Here is a 16,465-nt window from a genome sequence, read left to right as displayed (position 1 = left end):
CCATTGCTTGGCATTGCGACTCACCGACGCTTGCTCGGTAATTGGGGGTTTAATTAATAGGAGGTGAAATAGGATGGCTTTAACACAAGAACGTAAAAATGAAATCATTGCACAATTTAGAACTCATGAGACTGATACTGGTTCTCCAGAGGTTCAAATTGCTGTCCTAACGGAGCAAATTAACACTCTAAACGAGCACTTACGTACTCACAAGAAAGATCATCATTCACGTCGTGGTCTATTAAAGATGGTTGGTAAACGTCGTAACTTACTAACTTACCTTCGTAATAGCGATATCACACGTTACCGTGAATTAATCACAAAGCTTGGCTTACGTCGATAGTCAAAGAAGCGGGAATATTCCCGCTTTTTTGTTAGGTAAAAATATATCTTCTACGCTTTATAGCTTACTTAATTTTCGGCAATACTAGAGGTAGAATATTGTGATATACTATCCATTTACATAGAAGAATTGAATACTTTAAATTGAGAGGGGTACTTAAATGAGTCAAGAAAAGCAAGTCTTCTCGATAGATTTAGCTGGTCGCCAGCTAACAGTTGAAACTGGTCAGCTTGCAAAACAAGCGAACGGGGCAGTATTAGTAAGATATGGCGATACAGCGGTTCTATCTACAGCAACTGCATCAAAAGAGGCTAAAAATGTAGATTTCTTCCCACTTACAGTAAACTATGAAGAGCGTTTATATGCAGTCGGAAAAATTCCAGGCGGTTTTATTAAACGTGAAGGTCGTCCAAGTGAAAAAGCAATTTTGGCAAGTCGTTTAATCGACCGTCCAATTCGTCCGCTTTTCGCAGATGGTTTCCGTAACGAAGTACAAGTTGTCAGCATTGTAATGAGTGTTGATCAAGATTGTTCTTCTGAAATGGCAGCTATGCTTGGTTCTTCATTAGCGTTATCGATTTCAGATATTCCATTTGAAGGCCCAATCGCTGGTGCAACAGTTGGTCGTATTAATGGCGAATTCGTTATTAATCCAACAGTAGAACAGCAAGAACAAAGTGATATTCACCTTGTTGTAGCTGGTACAAAAGATGCAATTAACATGGTTGAAGCAGGAGCAGATCAAGTACCTGAGGAAACAATGTTAGAAGCAATTATGTTTGGACATGACGAAATTAAACGTCTAATTGCATTCCAAGAAGAGATTGTACAAGCTGTAGGTAAAGCGAAATTAGAAATAAAACTATATGAAGTTGATGCTGATCTTAACCAAGCTGTACGTGAGATGGCTGAGAAGGATATGCATTCTGCAATTCAAGTACATGAGAAACATGCACGTGAAGATGCAATCAACGTAGTGAAAAAGCGTGTAATTGAGCATTACGAAGCTGAGGAAGCTGACGCTGACACATTAGGACAAGTAAATGAGATTTTATATAAAATTGTAAAAGAAGAAGTACGTCGTCTTATTACAGTTGAAAAAATCCGCCCAGATGGCCGTAAAGGTGATGAAATTCGTCCTTTAGCATCAGAGGTTGGTATTTTATCTCGTACACACGGTTCTGGTTTATTCACACGTGGACAAACACAAGCATTAAGTATTTGTACATTAGGCGCTTTAGGCGATGTGCAAATTTTAGATGGTCTTGGTGTAGAAGAATCAAAAAGATTCATGCACCATTACAATTTCCCATCGTTTAGTGTTGGTGAAACAAGACCGATGCGTGGACCAGGTCGTCGTGAAATTGGTCACGGTGCACTAGGAGAACGTGCTCTTGAGCCTGTAATTCCATCTGAAAAAGATTTCCCATATACAGTACGTCTTGTATCTGAAGTGTTAGAATCAAATGGTTCTACTTCACAGGCAAGTATTTGTGGTAGTACTTTAGCAATGATGGATGCTGGTGTTCCACTTAAAGCTCCAGTTGCTGGTATTGCAATGGGTCTAGTTAAATCTGGTGAGCATTACACAATTTTATCTGATATTCAAGGTATGGAAGATCATTTAGGTGATATGGACTTTAAAGTAGCAGGTACAGCACAAGGTGTAACTGCACTGCAAATGGACATTAAAATCGATGGTTTATCTCGTGAAATTTTAGAAGAGGCATTACAACAAGCGAAAGTTGGTCGTGTGCACATTCTAAATCATATGCTATCTGTTATTGCAGAGCCACGTATTGAATTATCAGCTTACGCTCCAAAGATTATTACAATGACAATTAACCCAGATAAAATCCGTGACGTTATTGGACCGAGCGGTAAACAAATTAATAAAATTATTGAAGAAACTGGAGTTAAAATTGACATCGAGCAAGATGGTACAGTATTTATTTCTTCAATAAATCAAGAAATGAATGACAAAGCTAAGAAAATTATCGAAGATATCGTTCGCGAAGTACAAGTAGGTGAAATCTACGAAGGAAAAGTGAAACGTGTTGAGAAATTCGGTGCTTTCGTTGAATTATTCAGCGGTAAAGATGGATTAGTTCATATTTCTGAACTTGCACTTGAGCGTGTAGGTAAAGTAGAAGACGTTGTGAAAATCGGTGATGTAATTACAGTTAAAGTTATCGAGATTGACAAGCAAGGTCGCGTAAATCTATCTAGAAAAGTATTGCTAAAAGAAGAGCAAGAAAAAGAAGCTGCTAAAGAAGAAAACAAACAAGAGCAGCAATAAGTAAAAGCCAGTTCAACTGGCTTTTTTGTTATGTAAAAAACATGATGTACACATATTTTTATGTCAGTATAGGTATAGTTTTCATTATAACGCTCAAATTAACAAAGATAAGAAGAAAAATATTTTTTATTTAGTTAATGGGAGGGTTTATATGAAAGTTCGTATATTGGCATACATATGTGTATTTTTTTTATATGTCAGTTTAGGCTCTTATTCCGTTTTTGCACAGGATAACTTGTATGAAGAAATTCAAAAACATGCAAAACAATATGAGATTGCACCTCAAAATGCGATGATTGATAAGATATGGAAAGCAACACCTGGATATAATGGAAGACAAGTCGATATTGAAGCATCTTATAACAATATGAAGAAGCTAAGGAAATTTGATCAAAAACATCTTGAATTCAAGGAAGTATCACCGAGTGTCCACTTAGCAGATTTATCACCAGCCCCAATTTACAGGGGACATCCAAATAAAAAGATGGTTGGATTAACAATAAATGTGGCATGGGGAAATGAGTATTTGCCTCGTATATTAGAGATATTGAAAAAACATGATGTGAAGGCAACTTTCTTTTTGGAAGGACGTTGGGTGAAAGAAAATTTACGATTTGCAAAAATGATTGTCGATGCAAATCAAGAAGTTGGAAATCACTCTTATACACATCCTAATATGAAAACATTATCGTCTGATGAAATACGAGAACAGTTACAAAAAACAAATCGAATGATAGAAGCAGCCACGAATCAAAAAGTAAGATGGTTTGCCCCGCCTAGTGGAAGTTTTCGAGATGAAGTCGTACAAATTGCAGATGATTTCCAAATGGGAACGATTATGTGGACAGTAGATACAATTGATTGGAAGCGACCAGAGCCAGACGTATTATTGCAGAGAGTAATGAGAAAAATACATTCAGGTGCCATTGTATTAATGCACCCTACTTCATCTACAGCAGAAGCATTAGATACAATGATTACAAAATTGAAGGAACAAGGATATAGAGTGGGGAATATAACAGAATTACTGGATGAAAAACGTGTGGATTAAATACATTTGCATGACATTCATCCTTAAACTTGTTATCATTAAATAATAGCGTTAATTTAGAGAAACTGGTAGTAGGAGGAAAGTTTTTGATTAAAAAATATACTTGTAAAAATGGTGTAAGAATAGTTATGGAGAACATACCAACTGTAAGATCGGTTGCGATTGGTATTTGGATCCATGCAGGATCAAGAAATGAAAATGAAAAAAATAACGGGATTTCCCACTTTTTAGAGCATATGTTCTTTAAAGGGACGGAAACACGTAGTGCGCGCGAAATTGCGGAATCATTTGATAGCATTGGTGGGCAAGTAAATGCTTTTACTTCAAAAGAATATACATGTTACTATGCAAAAGTGTTAGATGAGCATGCTAAATATGCTTTAGATGTTTTAGCAGATATGTTCTTTAATTCAACATTTGATGAGGAAGAACTGAAAAAAGAGAAGAATGTCGTATGTGAAGAAATTAAAATGTACGAAGACGCTCCAGATGATATTGTGCATGATATGTTAACGAAAGCGACATATGAAACGCATCCGCTTGGATATCCTATTTTAGGAACAGAAGAAACGCTTGATACGTTTACAGGTGATACACTACGTCAATATATAAAAGATCATTATACACCTGAAAATGTAGTTGTTTCAGTTGCAGGAAATATTGATGAAGCATTTTTACAAACAGTAGAGCAATATTTCGGTAGTTATGAAGGAACAACGAACCGTGAACAAGTACATAGCCCAATTTTCCATTTTAATAAGGTAGCACGTAAAAAAGAAACAGAACAAGCTCATTTATGTTTAGGATATAAAGGCTTACAAATGGGACACGAAGATATTTATAACTTAATCGTATTAAATAACGTTTTAGGCGGTAGTATGAGTAGCCGTTTATTCCAAGAAGTACGTGAGCAACGTGGGTTAGCTTACTCGGTATTTTCTTACCACTCTTCTTATGAAGATACAGGTATGTTAACACTGTACGGTGGAACAGGTAGCCAACAATTAGATACACTGTATGAAACGATGCAAGAAACGCTAGAAACATTGAAAAATACAGGTATTACAGAAAAAGAGCTTATGAATAGTAAAGAGCAATTAAAAGGAAACTTAATGTTAAGTTTAGAAAGTACGAATAGTCGTATGAGCCGTAACGGTAAAAATGAATTGCTGCTTCGTAAGCATCGTTCACTTGATGAGATTATTGAAAGTGTAAACACTGTAACAAAACAAAATGTAGATGAGTTAATCCGCAATATGTTTACGGATGAATTCTCTGCTGCACTTATTAGTCCAGATGGAAAACTTCCAAAAGGAATAAAACTATAATTGATTTTTGTGATGTACTCGAAAATAACCGTATCTCTTTTAAATGAGATACGGTTATTTTTTTTAGACATACAGAATAGGTACTAATAATGGATAACTTAAATTGAAAATTCGGTAGGGGGAGAGTGTATGCGATTAAGTGAATTAAGTGGTAAAGAAATTGTAGATTTAGAAAGAGCGGAAAAAATGGGGATTTTAGGGCATCTAGATTTAGAAATTAATGAGAGCGATGGACAAATACAAGCGCTTATCATACCTGTTACAAAATGGGGAGGTTTTAAAAAAGGACAACAAGAAGTAAGGGTGGAATGGAGAGATGTTAAGAAAGTGGGGCATGACATGATACTTTGTGATATATCTGACCATTCAAATTCGGAGTGAAAGATGGCCATTTCGGCCGTCTTTTTTTGTATATATAAAGCTGATAAATCATATGTACTTTTTGTTTTTCAATCACCTCAAACTCGTACATTACATATGATGTGGAGGAAAAAGAAAAAGTAGGCACTTTTCTTATAAATGACAGAAAAAGAAGGTGAATTAGGGAATGTTGACTGAGATGCATATTGCTGTCATAGGAGGAGATGCAAGGCAGCTAGAAGTAATTCGTAAACTAGTTGAATTGGATGCGAAACTTTCATTGATAGGGTTTGATCAGTTGGATCATGGCTTCACAGGGGCAGCAAAAGAAAGTATACAAAATTTAGATTTTACTTCTGTAGATGCAATCATTTTGCCAGTTGCAGGTACAAATGCCAAAGGAGAAGTAGATACTATTTTTTCAAATGAAAAAGTTTCTATAACGAAAGAACAAATTGAAAATACACCAGAACACTTTACTATATATTCAGGTATTGGTACGCCTTACTTGGAAAATCTCGTATCTACTACAAACCGAAAACTTGTTAAATTATTTGATCGTGATGATGTGGCAATCTACAATTCTATTCCGACTGTAGAAGGCACATTAATGATGGTAATTCAACATACCGACTATACAATTCATGGGTCCAATGTAATGGTTTTAGGATTTGGTAGAACAGGGATGAGTGTTGCCAGAGCATTTCAATCATTAGGAGCCCACGTCAAAGTTGGAGCAAGACGATCGGAACATATTGCACGTATTACAGAGATGATGTTTTCTCCTTTTCATATGCAAAACATTGAGAAAGAAGTAGGAAATATGGATATTGTGATTAACACAATTCCACATCTCGTTGTGACAGCGAATGTTATTTCAAAAATGCCAGCTCATACGTTAGTAATTGATTTAGCTTCTAAACCAGGTGGTACCGACTTTAGATACGCAGAAAAAAGAGGAGTTAAAGCGCTATTAGCACCTGGATTGCCAGGGATTGTTGCTCCGAAAACAGCAGGACAAATTTTAGCGAACGTTCTTTCTCAGTTATTAGCAGAAGACGTAATAGCAAGAAAGGAGAATGGGGAATGAATTTAAAAGGGAAAAGAATTGGATTTGGTTTTACAGGTTCACATTGTACGTATGAAGAAGTGATGCCTCATTTAGAGAAATTAATTGCTGAGGGAGCAGAAGTACGTCCCGTTGTTTCTTACACTGTTCAATCAACAAATACGAGATTTGGTGAGGGAGCAGAGTGGATTAAAAAGATTGAAGAAACAACAGGATTTAAAGCAATTAATTCAATCGTTGGCGCAGAACCGCTAGGACCTAAAATTCCATTAGATTGTATGGTAATTGCACCACTAACAGGAAATTCAATGAGTAAATTTGCAAATGCAATGACAGATTCTCCAGTATTAATGGCAGCAAAAGCGACGCTGAGAAATGGTAAGCCTGTCGTATTGGCGGTTTCGACGAATGATGCTTTAGGATTAAACGGGGTAAATCTCATGCGCCTAATGGCCACAAAAAACATCTACTTCGTCCCATTCGGCCAAGACGCACCAGAGAAAAAACCGAACTCAATGGTAGCTCGTATGGAGCTACTGGAAGATACAGTATTAGAAGCGCTACAAGGAAAACAATTGCAACCGGTTGTCGTAGAAAAATTCAGATATATGAATTAAAAAACGAAAAAAAACGGACAATTTTTGATGAAACCATCATTCTTACTGTAGAATATGATAAAATTAACGTTATTAAGATTAGAAGGGGTATTGTATACTCCTTCTAATTCTAAGTTATAGAAGGATTGGTATCTAGAAAGGGGCATAGTGATGGAAAAGCAAAAAACTTTTCATGTCGCTGTAGTTGGAGCAACCGGCGCAGTTGGTGAACAAATGTTAAATACTTTAGAGAAACGAGAATTTCCAATCGGGAAATTAACGTTACTTTCATCTAAACGATCTGCAGGTAAGAAACTTGTATTTAAAGGCGAAGAATTTACAGTTCAAGAGGCGACTCCTGAAAGTTTTGAAGGAGTAGATATCGCACTATTTAGTGCTGGTGGATCTGTATCGAAACAATTAGCGCCAGAAGCAGCAAAGCGCGGTGCGATTGTTGTTGATAATACAAGTGCATTCCGTATGACAGAAAACGTGCCACTTGTTGTACCTGAAGTAAATGAAAACGACTTAAAAGAACATAATGGTATTATTGCAAATCCAAACTGTTCTACAATTCAAATGGTAGTAGCTCTTGAGCCAGTTCGTCAGCAATATGGTTTAAAACGAGTAATCGTTTCCACATATCAAGCTGTATCAGGTGCTGGTGCGGCAGCGATTGAAGAACTTCATGAACAATCACAAGCAATCTTAAATGGCGAAGAAGCTAAGGCGAATGTTTTACCTGTATCAGGTGATAAAAAACATTACCAAATTGCTTTTAATGCGATTCCACAGATTGATAAGTTCCAAGATAATGGATTTACATTTGAAGAAATGAAAATGATTAATGAAACGAAAAAAATTATGCATATGCCTGAATTAGAAGTAGCGGCAACATGCGTACGTTTACCAGTTGTATCAGGGCATTCTGAGTCTGTTTACATCGAAGTAGAAAAAGAAGGCGTAACAGTAGCAGAATTAAAGAGCTTACTTGCAAATGCAGAAGGTATTGTTCTGCAAGATAATCCAGAAGAGCAGTTATATCCAATGCCAGCTACTGCAGTAGGTAAAAACGAAGTATTCGTTGGAAGAATCCGTAAAGATTTAAATAACGATAAAGGATTCCATCTTTGGGTCGTATCTGATAACTTATTAAAAGGCGCTGCATGGAATTCTGTTCAAATTGCAGAGCGCTTAGTAAAATTACAATTAGTGTAAACGGCTAAGAGAAGGTGCAAAATATGAAAATAATTGTTCAAAAATTTGGTGGCACATCAGTACGTGATGAAAATGGACGTAAGCATGCGCTTCATCATATAAAAAAATCGTTAGCTGCTGGATATAAAGTAGTTACTGTCGTATCTGCTATGGGCCGTAAAGGTGAACCGTATGCAACGGATACGTTATTAAGTCTTGTAAATCAAGAGGAATCTACTATTTCTAAACGTGAGCAAGATTTATTATTATCATGTGGAGAGTTAATCTCTGCAATTGTTTTCTCTAATATGTTGAATGAGAACGGTATAAAAGCAGCTGCATTAAATGGTGCACAAGCTGGTTTTGTAACAAATGATGACTTTACGAATGCGAAAATCGTTGAAATGAATTGCGATCGTATACATGAAGAATTAGAAAATCTAGATGTAATCGTCGTTACAGGATTCCAAGGGCAAACGAAAAAAGGTGATACGACAACACTTGGACGCGGAGGTAGCGATACTTCAGCTTCAGCATTAGGTGTTGCGCTTCATGCTGAATTTATTGATATCTTCACAGATGTAGAAGGTGTTATGACTGCGGATCCTCGTATTGTAAAAGATGCACGTCATCTTCAAACGGTAACGTATAACGAAATTTGTAATATGGCTTACCAAGGTGCAAAAGTCGTTCATCCACGTGCGGTTGAAATTGCGATGCATGCAAAAGTACCGCTTCGTGTACGTTCTACGTATTCTGATAGCGAAGGTACGCTTATTGCAGCATACGATGGTGCTACAAAAGGGCAGGATGTAGAAGAACGTCCTGTTACAGGTATTGCCCACGTATCAAACGTAACGCAAATTAAAGTACTTGCAAAAGAAACGGCATATGATTTGCAACAACATGTATTTAAAGAAATGGCAAACGAAGGCATTAGTGTTGATTTAATTAACATTTCTCCTACTGGTGTAGCTTACACAGTAAATGATAATGTATCAGCTCGTGCTGTCGAAGTGTTGAAACAACTTGGATATGAGCCAATTGTGACAGAGCATTGTGCCAAAGTATCTATCGTTGGAGCTGGAATGGCAGGAATCCCAGGGGTTACTGCGAAAATCGTTACAGCTTTAGCAGAAAAAGGTATTCAAATTCTGCAATCGGCAGATAGTCATACGACAATTTGGGTTCTTGTAAAAGAAACTGATTTAGTGGAGGCTGTAAATGCATTACATAGTGCGTTTGAGCTTTCAAAAGAAAAGCAACTGGAACAATAAGGAGTGAGACCATGATAGATTTTGGGACAATTGCAACTGCGATGGTAACACCGTTTGATATAAACGGAAATATCGATTTTGCAAAGACAACGAAATTGGTAAATTATTTAATTGATAACGGTACAACAGCAATCGTGGTAGGAGGAACGACAGGTGAATCTCCTACATTAACTTCAGAAGAAAAAGTAGCGTTATATCGCCATGTCGTATCTGTTGTCGATAAAAGGGTGCCCGTAATCGCTGGAACAGGTAGCAATAATACACATGCCTCTGTTGACTTAACTAAAAAGGCAACAGAAGTTGGTGTTGATGCAGTTATGCTAGTAGCGCCGTATTATAACAAACCGAGTCAAGAAGGAATGTATCAGCACTTTAAAACGATTGCTGAAAGCACGCCACTTCCGGTTATGCTATATAACGTTCCAGGACGATCTATTGTACAAATCTCCGTTGATACAGTTGTTCGTTTATCAGAAATAGAAAACATTGTTGCGATTAAAGATGCAGGCGGCGATGTACTAACAATGACAGCAATCATTGAAAAAACAGCGGACGACTTTGCAGTATACAGCGGTGATGACGGTTTAACGTTACCGGCTATGGCGGTTGGAGCGAAAGGTATCGTTTCAGTAGCATCTCATGTTATCGGAAATGAAATGCAAGAAATGATTACAGCATTCCAAGCGGGAGAGTTTAAGAAGGCGCAAAAATTACATCAATTACTTGTAAGAGTAACGGATTCATTATTTATGGCGCCAAGCCCAACGCCAGTAAAAACAGCGTTACAAATGGTTGGATTAGATGTAGGTTCTGTACGTTTACCGCTTCTTCCATTAACAGAAGAAGAAAGAGTAACGTTACAATCTGTAATGCAATCTATTCCTCGTTAATAAGAAATGACCTAGTGTGAAACTAGGTCATTTTTATTTAGATTAAATATACGTGAGTGGTAAAAACAGCATAGTTAATGAGGTGTAATAAGAAGGGGACGGCATAATATTGGTTAGAAATTGATTATAGAGATCATGTGTTTTTAGTGAATAGTGCTTTATGTTTATATACAGAACACACATGTATATTTTTCCATTAATATCTTATATAAGTAGAAAAAATAATAGGTAGTATGTGGAAAAAAACCTCGCAAATTACAACCTCAATTTAGCTTCTTATCTAGTCTTTCATATAATTTAACTTGTGTTCTATTTCTTGTATCAGGTATAATATGGCTAAGTAGCTTAGTACGGGTATGCTTAGCAAAATTGGAAGAAATTATAATTTAATTAAATTTTCATATCATATCGAATAAGATATTTGATTTATATAATGAAAGAGAGGTGAAACCTGGTTTAAAAAATATACAAGGACATGATATCGCATAACGGTAAGGACATTCGTCTTGGACGGTGAATATATGGTGGTTGTAGAGTTTCCCCTGGTGTCTCTACAATTTTAGTGAAATCAGTGTTTGCAAGATTTTTAAACCAGGCAACAACATGAAGAGAAAAGAGAATGAGTCTGTTAAAGTATTTGCTCTTGGTGGAGTAGGTGAAATCGGGAAAAACATGTACTGTGTTGAAATTGATTCTGAAATCTTTATTGTAGATGCAGGATTAATGTTCCCAGGAGATGAAATGTTTGGGATTGATATCGTTATTCCTGATATTACATACTTAGTGGAAAATCAAGAGCGAGTAAAAGGTTTATTTATTACTCACGGTCATGAAGATCATATTGGTGGAATTGTTTATGTACTTCGTAAATTATCTATTCCAGTGTATGCAACGAAATTAACGGTAGGACTTATACAAGAAAAACTTGGTGAAGCGGGCATGTTAGGCCGTGTGGACTTAAAAACAATCGATTCAAATTCAACAGTAGAGTTTAATACTACAACAGTGTCATTCTTTGGAACGACACATAGTATTCCGGATTCTGTTGGTGTTTGTTTCCATACATCAAAAGGTGCTGTAGTGTATACAGGAGACTTTAAATTTGATCAAACTCCAATTGGAAATAATGGAGCAGATCTTGGGAAAATGGCACAAATCGGAAATGAAGGCGTACTTTGCTTATTATCTGATAGTACAAACGCTGAGCGTCCAGGCTATACAGGTTCGGAAAAAGAAGTTGGTGTAGAAATTTCTAAAGTGTTCTACGGTGCAGAAGGTCGTATTATCGTTGCTTCATTTGCATCGAACGTACATCGTATTCAACAAGTATTTGACGCGGCTGCCGAAACAGGAAGAAAAGTAGCGGTAGTAGGACGTAGTATGGTGAAAGTAGTAGACATTGCAAGACGTCTTGGTTATTTAGATGTTCCAGAAGGTATGGTTATTTCATTACAAGAAGTAGACAACTTCCCAGAGAAAAAGGTAGCTATTTTAACGACAGGTAGTCAAGGGGAACCGATGGCAGCACTTTCTAGAATGGCGAAGCAAGCTCATAAACAAATTTCAATTCGTAAAGGTGATACTGTTATTATTGCAGCTTCTCCAATTCCGGGGAATGAAATATCTGTATCGAAAATTATTGATTTGTTATTTAGAGCTGGAGCTGAAGTTATTTATTACGGTGAAAGAAAAGTTCACGTTTCAGGTCATGGTAGTCAAGAAGAATTAAAACTAATGTTAAATTTAATGAAACCGAAGTATTTTGTACCCGTACATGGTGAGTTTCGTATGCAAAAAGCACATGCATATTTAGCTGAAGATGTAGGTATCACAAGAGAAAATATCTTTATCGTAGAAAAAGGCGATGTAATTGCTTTTGGTGATAATGAAGCAAACTTAGTTGGTAAAGTGCAAGCTGGTAATGTCTTAATTGATGGATTAGGTGTAGGTGACGTTGGTAATATCGTTCTTCGAGATAGAAAGATGTTATCTCAAGATGGAATATTAGTAGTTGTTGTAACACTTGGTAAAGATGAAAAGAAAATTATCTCTGGTCCAGAAATCATTTCACGTGGTTTTGTATATGTTCGTGAATCAGAAGCATTAATTGAGCGATCTACAGAGATTGTACGCATGATTGTTGAGCAATCAATTAAAGAATATTCAATTGAATGGTCTATGTTAAAACAAAATATTCGTGAATTATTAGGGCAGTTCTTGTACGAAGAGACAAAGAGAAAACCTATGATTTTACCGATTATTATGGAAGTGTAAAAAAGATCACCTTTGCGGGTGATCTTTTTTCTTTTTAAACCCTATCGAATGAAATTTATAACTTAAGAAATAATAGTTATATACGAGTGAAAGGGGATGCGATATGACAGAACGTGATTGTTATACAAATGAAGAAAAAGAAGCTGGGCCGAAAGAAGTTCCGAAAGAAGCTTCAATAGTGGAGAAAATTCAACAGCTTGGACAAACGAATGTGCCGCAAATGAATGAATCACGTATTCATTGCTTAACAATCATTGGACAGGTGGAAGGTCATGTTCAGTTGCCACCGCAAAATAAAACAACAAAATATGAGCACATTATCCCGCAAATTGTCGCGATTGAGCAAAATCCGAAAATTGAAGGTTTGCTTTTAATATTAAACACAGTTGGAGGAGACGTTGAAGCAGGGCTAGCGATCTCTGAGATGGTAGCTTCGCTTTCGAAACCGACGGTATCTCTTGTTTTAGGCGGAGGGCATTCGATTGGTGTACCAATTGCAGTTTCGACTGATTATTCATTTATTGCAGAAACAGCGACGATGACGATTCACCCAATTCGTTTAACCGGTCTTGTTATAGGAGTGCCACAAACATTTGAGTATTTGGATAAAATGCAAGAAAGAGTCATTCGATTTGTGACGAAACATTCGAAAGTAACGGAAGATCGTTTTAAAGAACTTATGTTTGCGAAAGGGAATTTGACCCGAGATATTGGGACGAATGTAATTGGTGGAGATGCAGTGAAGTATGGTCTTATTGATGATGTGGGTGGCATTGGGAGTGCACTTCAAAAACTAAACGAATTAATAGAGACTCGCGCAGATGATAATGCAGAAGGAACGATGCTACAATGATTCTATATACAATTATGCCAGAGCAACTTGTATACCCTGCCGATTATTCGCAATGTGAAAGTCAAAAAGTTGTAAATATACATGGTGTTGAATTGATGGTTTCTGAAGAGGAACATGGGTGTTATTCTATTGTGCGTGTGTTAAGTACGAATCCATTGCACTACTTAGAGTATGAGCCTGGTCAGAAAATAACCTTTTAGCAAAAAGAAGGATTTTGTTCAGAAGCTATGGTATAATATAAAAAACAAGACGGTTGAGCAGCCATGAGTAGGGGGCTGCTTTCTTCTGTTTATTTAACATTTTACAAGAAGTGTAAAAATAGAAGATATAAAGACCTGAAAGAATAGAGAAAACAGACATATAAGTAGAGTTTTTTAGAGGTTGTCCTTATTTATATGTAGAACACGAGGTGAAGAAATGGCAAAACAAAAGCAAAGAGGGACGAAGGCAAAGGCAAGACGTACGATAAAGCCAACTCTATATTATGAAATCGTCGGTTTGGCTCTTTTTGCACTTTCAATCATTACGATTTTACAGCTAGGCGTTGTAGGGAAATCGTTTGTGTTATTTTTTCGCTTCTTCTTTGGTGAGTGGTACATAATTGGTGTGTTAGGTGTAATAGCTTTATCGGTTTCGTTTGTTATAAAACGTGGATGGCCGAACCTTTTAAATAAACGGTTAATCGGTTTTTATTTAATTGTATTGGCGATATTAATGTTCAGTCATATTACATTATTTAACCTTCTTACGAAAGATGGAGCAGTGCAAAATACTTCTGTTATTGTGAGTACGAAAGATAACTTCTTTCTTGAAATGAAAAAAGGGCCAGATAGCGTTCACTTAGGCGGTGGGATGTTTGGTGCGCTCATGTTCGCAACATGTTACTTCTTATTTGATGAAGTAGGAGCCTATATCATTGGAATTATTTTAGTTATTCTTGGAATACTTTGTATAACAAATAAGCATATTGGAGAAGTTCTTGCCCCGGTGGGTAGAATTCTTAGAAGTCAATTTCAAGTTATACAAGGGGATTATAAAGATTGGCGATCAAAAAGGATTGCTGAACAAACAGAAAAGAAAAAAACAACAAGAAGTTCAAGACACGCACGTGCTGTGGAGCAAGAAGAAGTGATTGAGCCGATGGAAGAGATGCAAATTGATCCCCCCATTATTTCAAATTTCACTGAGAATTATCCTGTAAATGAAGAAGAGGGTAAACGGATGGAAGAAGAACATGTAACAGATCCAATTACTTCACCGTTTATTGAAGAAGCTCCACCTATTGAAGAGCCTAAGAAAAAGCGTGGAGAAAAAATTGTGGAATCTTTAGAGGCGGAAACAAGTGCCCCACCGATGCAATTTTCAAATGTTGAAAATAAAGATTATAAGCTTCCTTCGCTTGATATATTAAAGTTCCCAAAAAATAAGCAAGTTACAAATGAAAATGCGGAAATTTATGAAAATGCTCGTAAATTGGAACGTACATTCCAAAGTTTTGGTGTGAAAGCGAAAGTGACAAAAGTACACAGAGGTCCTGCAGTTACGAAGTATGAAGTGTATCCTGATATGGGAGTGAAGGTAAGTAAAATTGTTAGTTTAAGTGATGATTTAGCGCTTGCTTTAGCTGCGAAAGACATTCGTATTGAAGCGCCTATTCCCGGGAAATCAGCTGTAGGGATTGAAGTTCCGAACTCAGAAGTTTCTATGGTAACACTTAGGGAAGTGCTGGACTCTAAGGCTAATAATCATCCAGAAGAGAAGTTGTTAATTGGACTTGGACGAGATATTACAGGTGAAGCTGTATTGGCCCGTTTAAATAAAATGCCCCATTTACTAGTAGCTGGTGCGACAGGTAGTGGGAAAAGTGTATGTATTAACGGGATTATAGTTAGTATTTTAATGCGTGCAAAACCGCATGAAGTAAAATTAATGATGATCGATCCGAAAATGGTAGAGTTAAATGTATATAATGGTGTGCCCCATTTGTTAACGCCAGTTGTAACTGATCCGAAAAAAGCATCGCAAGCTTTGAAAAAGGTTGTAAGTGAGATGGAACGCCGTTATGAGTTGTTTGCTCATAGTGGTACGCGGAATATTGAAGGGTATAACGATTATATTAAAGCGCATAATAATCAATCGGAAGCGAAACAACCTGAATTACCGTATATTGTAGTAATTGTGGATGAGTTAGCAGATTTAATGATGGTTGCTTCGTCGGATGTAGAGGATGCGATAATGCGCTTGGCACAAATGGCTCGTGCGGCTGGTATTCATTTAATTATTGCAACGCAGCGCCCATCGGTTGACGTTATTACAGGTGTTATTAAAGCGAATATTCCATCACGTATTGCATTCGCTGTATCTTCTCAAACGGATTCTCGTACAATTCTTGATGGTGGTGGCGCAGAGAAGCTGCTAGGTCGTGGAGATATGCTATTTATACCAATTGGTGCATCAAAGCCCGTTCGTGTACAAGGTGCATTTTTATCAGATGATGAAGTTGAGAGAGTTGTAGAATATGTTATTGGACAGCAAAAAGCACAATATCAAGAGGATATGATTCCACAAGATGTCCCTGAGACAAAGCAGCAAGTTGAAGATGAATTATACGATGAAGCAGTTCAGCTCGTAGTGGAAATGCAAACAGCGTCTGTTTCTATGTTGCAACGTAGGTTTAGAGTAGGTTATACGCGAGCTGCTCGTCTAATTGATGCAATGGAAATGAACGGTGTAGTAGGTCCATATGAGGGTAGTAAACCGAGAGAAGTGCTCATTAATGATGTACAAGAAAAAAGTTCTTAAAAAAAGCCTAATTGTTTTTGCAATTAGGCTTTTTTATATACTGTTTTTGTTATATACTATATTCAACAAGAAAGAAAGGGCTTACATTCAAGTCGATTCTTTAGAATACGAATGCTATGAGTGTGT

At 36.8% G+C, this 16,465-nt stretch carries 14 protein-coding genes; all 14 read left to right on the top strand.

Annotated features, from left to right (window positions below; all coding sequences use genetic code 11):
• Window positions 1-73: 73 nt before the first annotated feature.
• Complete coding sequence (gene rpsO / locus JDS95_RS03490; protein WP_001229392.1) at window positions 74-343, top strand: 30S ribosomal protein S15; 270 nt, start codon at window positions 74-76, stop codon at window positions 341-343.
• Between the two features lie 160 nt (window positions 344-503).
• The gene (gene pnp / locus JDS95_RS03485) at window positions 504-2,642 is read left to right on the top strand and encodes a polyribonucleotide nucleotidyltransferase (protein WP_085450618.1); all 2,139 of its coding nucleotides are present in this window, start codon (window positions 504-506) and stop codon (window positions 2,640-2,642) included.
• 151 nt (window positions 2,643-2,793) lie between these two features.
• On the top strand, window positions 2,794-3,693 hold the full coding sequence (locus tag JDS95_RS03480) for a polysaccharide deacetylase family protein (protein ID WP_000868236.1): 900 nt from the start codon (window positions 2,794-2,796) through the stop codon (window positions 3,691-3,693).
• A gap of 86 nt (window positions 3,694-3,779) precedes the next feature.
• A complete protein-coding gene (locus JDS95_RS03475) occupies window positions 3,780-5,021 on the top strand; it encodes a M16 family metallopeptidase (RefSeq protein WP_000592990.1) in 1,242 nt (413 codons plus the stop codon).
• Between the two features lie 129 nt (window positions 5,022-5,150).
• On the top strand, window positions 5,151-5,402 hold the full coding sequence (locus JDS95_RS03470) for a YlmC/YmxH family sporulation protein (RefSeq protein ID WP_001239739.1): 252 nt from the start codon (window positions 5,151-5,153) through the stop codon (window positions 5,400-5,402).
• Between the two features lie 166 nt (window positions 5,403-5,568).
• Window positions 5,569-6,471: a dipicolinic acid synthetase subunit A gene (dpaA, locus tag JDS95_RS03465; protein WP_000954741.1), complete on the top strand. Its 903-nt coding sequence runs from the start codon at window positions 5,569-5,571 to the stop codon at window positions 6,469-6,471.
• Entirely contained in the window at window positions 6,468-7,067 is a 600-nt protein-coding gene (gene dpaB, locus JDS95_RS03460; protein WP_001049477.1) for a dipicolinate synthase subunit B, read from the top strand. Before dpaA ends, dpaB begins: the two co-directional genes overlap by 4 nt.
• Before the next feature lie 150 nt (window positions 7,068-7,217).
• Window positions 7,218-8,264, top strand: coding sequence for an aspartate-semialdehyde dehydrogenase (gene asd / locus JDS95_RS03455; RefSeq protein ID WP_000414844.1), 1,047 nt, complete (start codon window positions 7,218-7,220; stop codon window positions 8,262-8,264).
• A 23-nt stretch (window positions 8,265-8,287) separates the two neighbouring features.
• Window positions 8,288-9,520 carry an aspartate kinase gene (gene dapG / locus JDS95_RS03450; RefSeq protein ID WP_000692465.1) on the top strand — a complete coding sequence of 411 codons (1,233 nt, stop codon included), beginning with the start codon at window positions 8,288-8,290 and terminating at the stop codon, window positions 9,518-9,520.
• Between the two features lie 11 nt (window positions 9,521-9,531).
• Complete coding sequence (dapA, locus tag JDS95_RS03445) at window positions 9,532-10,410, top strand: 4-hydroxy-tetrahydrodipicolinate synthase (protein WP_000564770.1); 879 nt, start codon at window positions 9,532-9,534, stop codon at window positions 10,408-10,410.
• Window positions 10,411-11,013: 603 nt separating this feature from the next.
• Window positions 11,014-12,684, top strand: coding sequence for a ribonuclease J (locus JDS95_RS03440; protein WP_000823093.1), 1,671 nt, complete (start codon window positions 11,014-11,016; stop codon window positions 12,682-12,684).
• 103 nt (window positions 12,685-12,787) lie between these two features.
• The gene (gene tepA, locus JDS95_RS03435; protein ID WP_199690291.1) at window positions 12,788-13,537 is read left to right on the top strand and encodes a translocation-enhancing protein TepA; all 750 of its coding nucleotides are present in this window, start codon (window positions 12,788-12,790) and stop codon (window positions 13,535-13,537) included.
• A complete protein-coding gene (locus tag JDS95_RS03430) occupies window positions 13,534-13,737 on the top strand; it encodes a YlzJ-like family protein (protein WP_000605019.1) in 204 nt (67 codons plus the stop codon). Before tepA ends, JDS95_RS03430 begins: the two co-directional genes overlap by 4 nt.
• 217 nt (window positions 13,738-13,954) lie before the next feature.
• Window positions 13,955-16,339, top strand: coding sequence for a DNA translocase FtsK (locus JDS95_RS03425; protein ID WP_085450617.1), 2,385 nt, complete (start codon window positions 13,955-13,957; stop codon window positions 16,337-16,339).
• Window positions 16,340-16,465 lie beyond the last annotated feature (126 nt).

This window comes from Bacillus cereus group sp. N24, from assembly GCF_016483345.1.
GTDB classification, from domain to species: Bacteria; Bacillota; Bacilli; order Bacillales; family Bacillaceae_G; genus Bacillus_A; species Bacillus_A toyonensis.
This window is presented reverse-complemented; position numbering and strand designations above follow the sequence as displayed.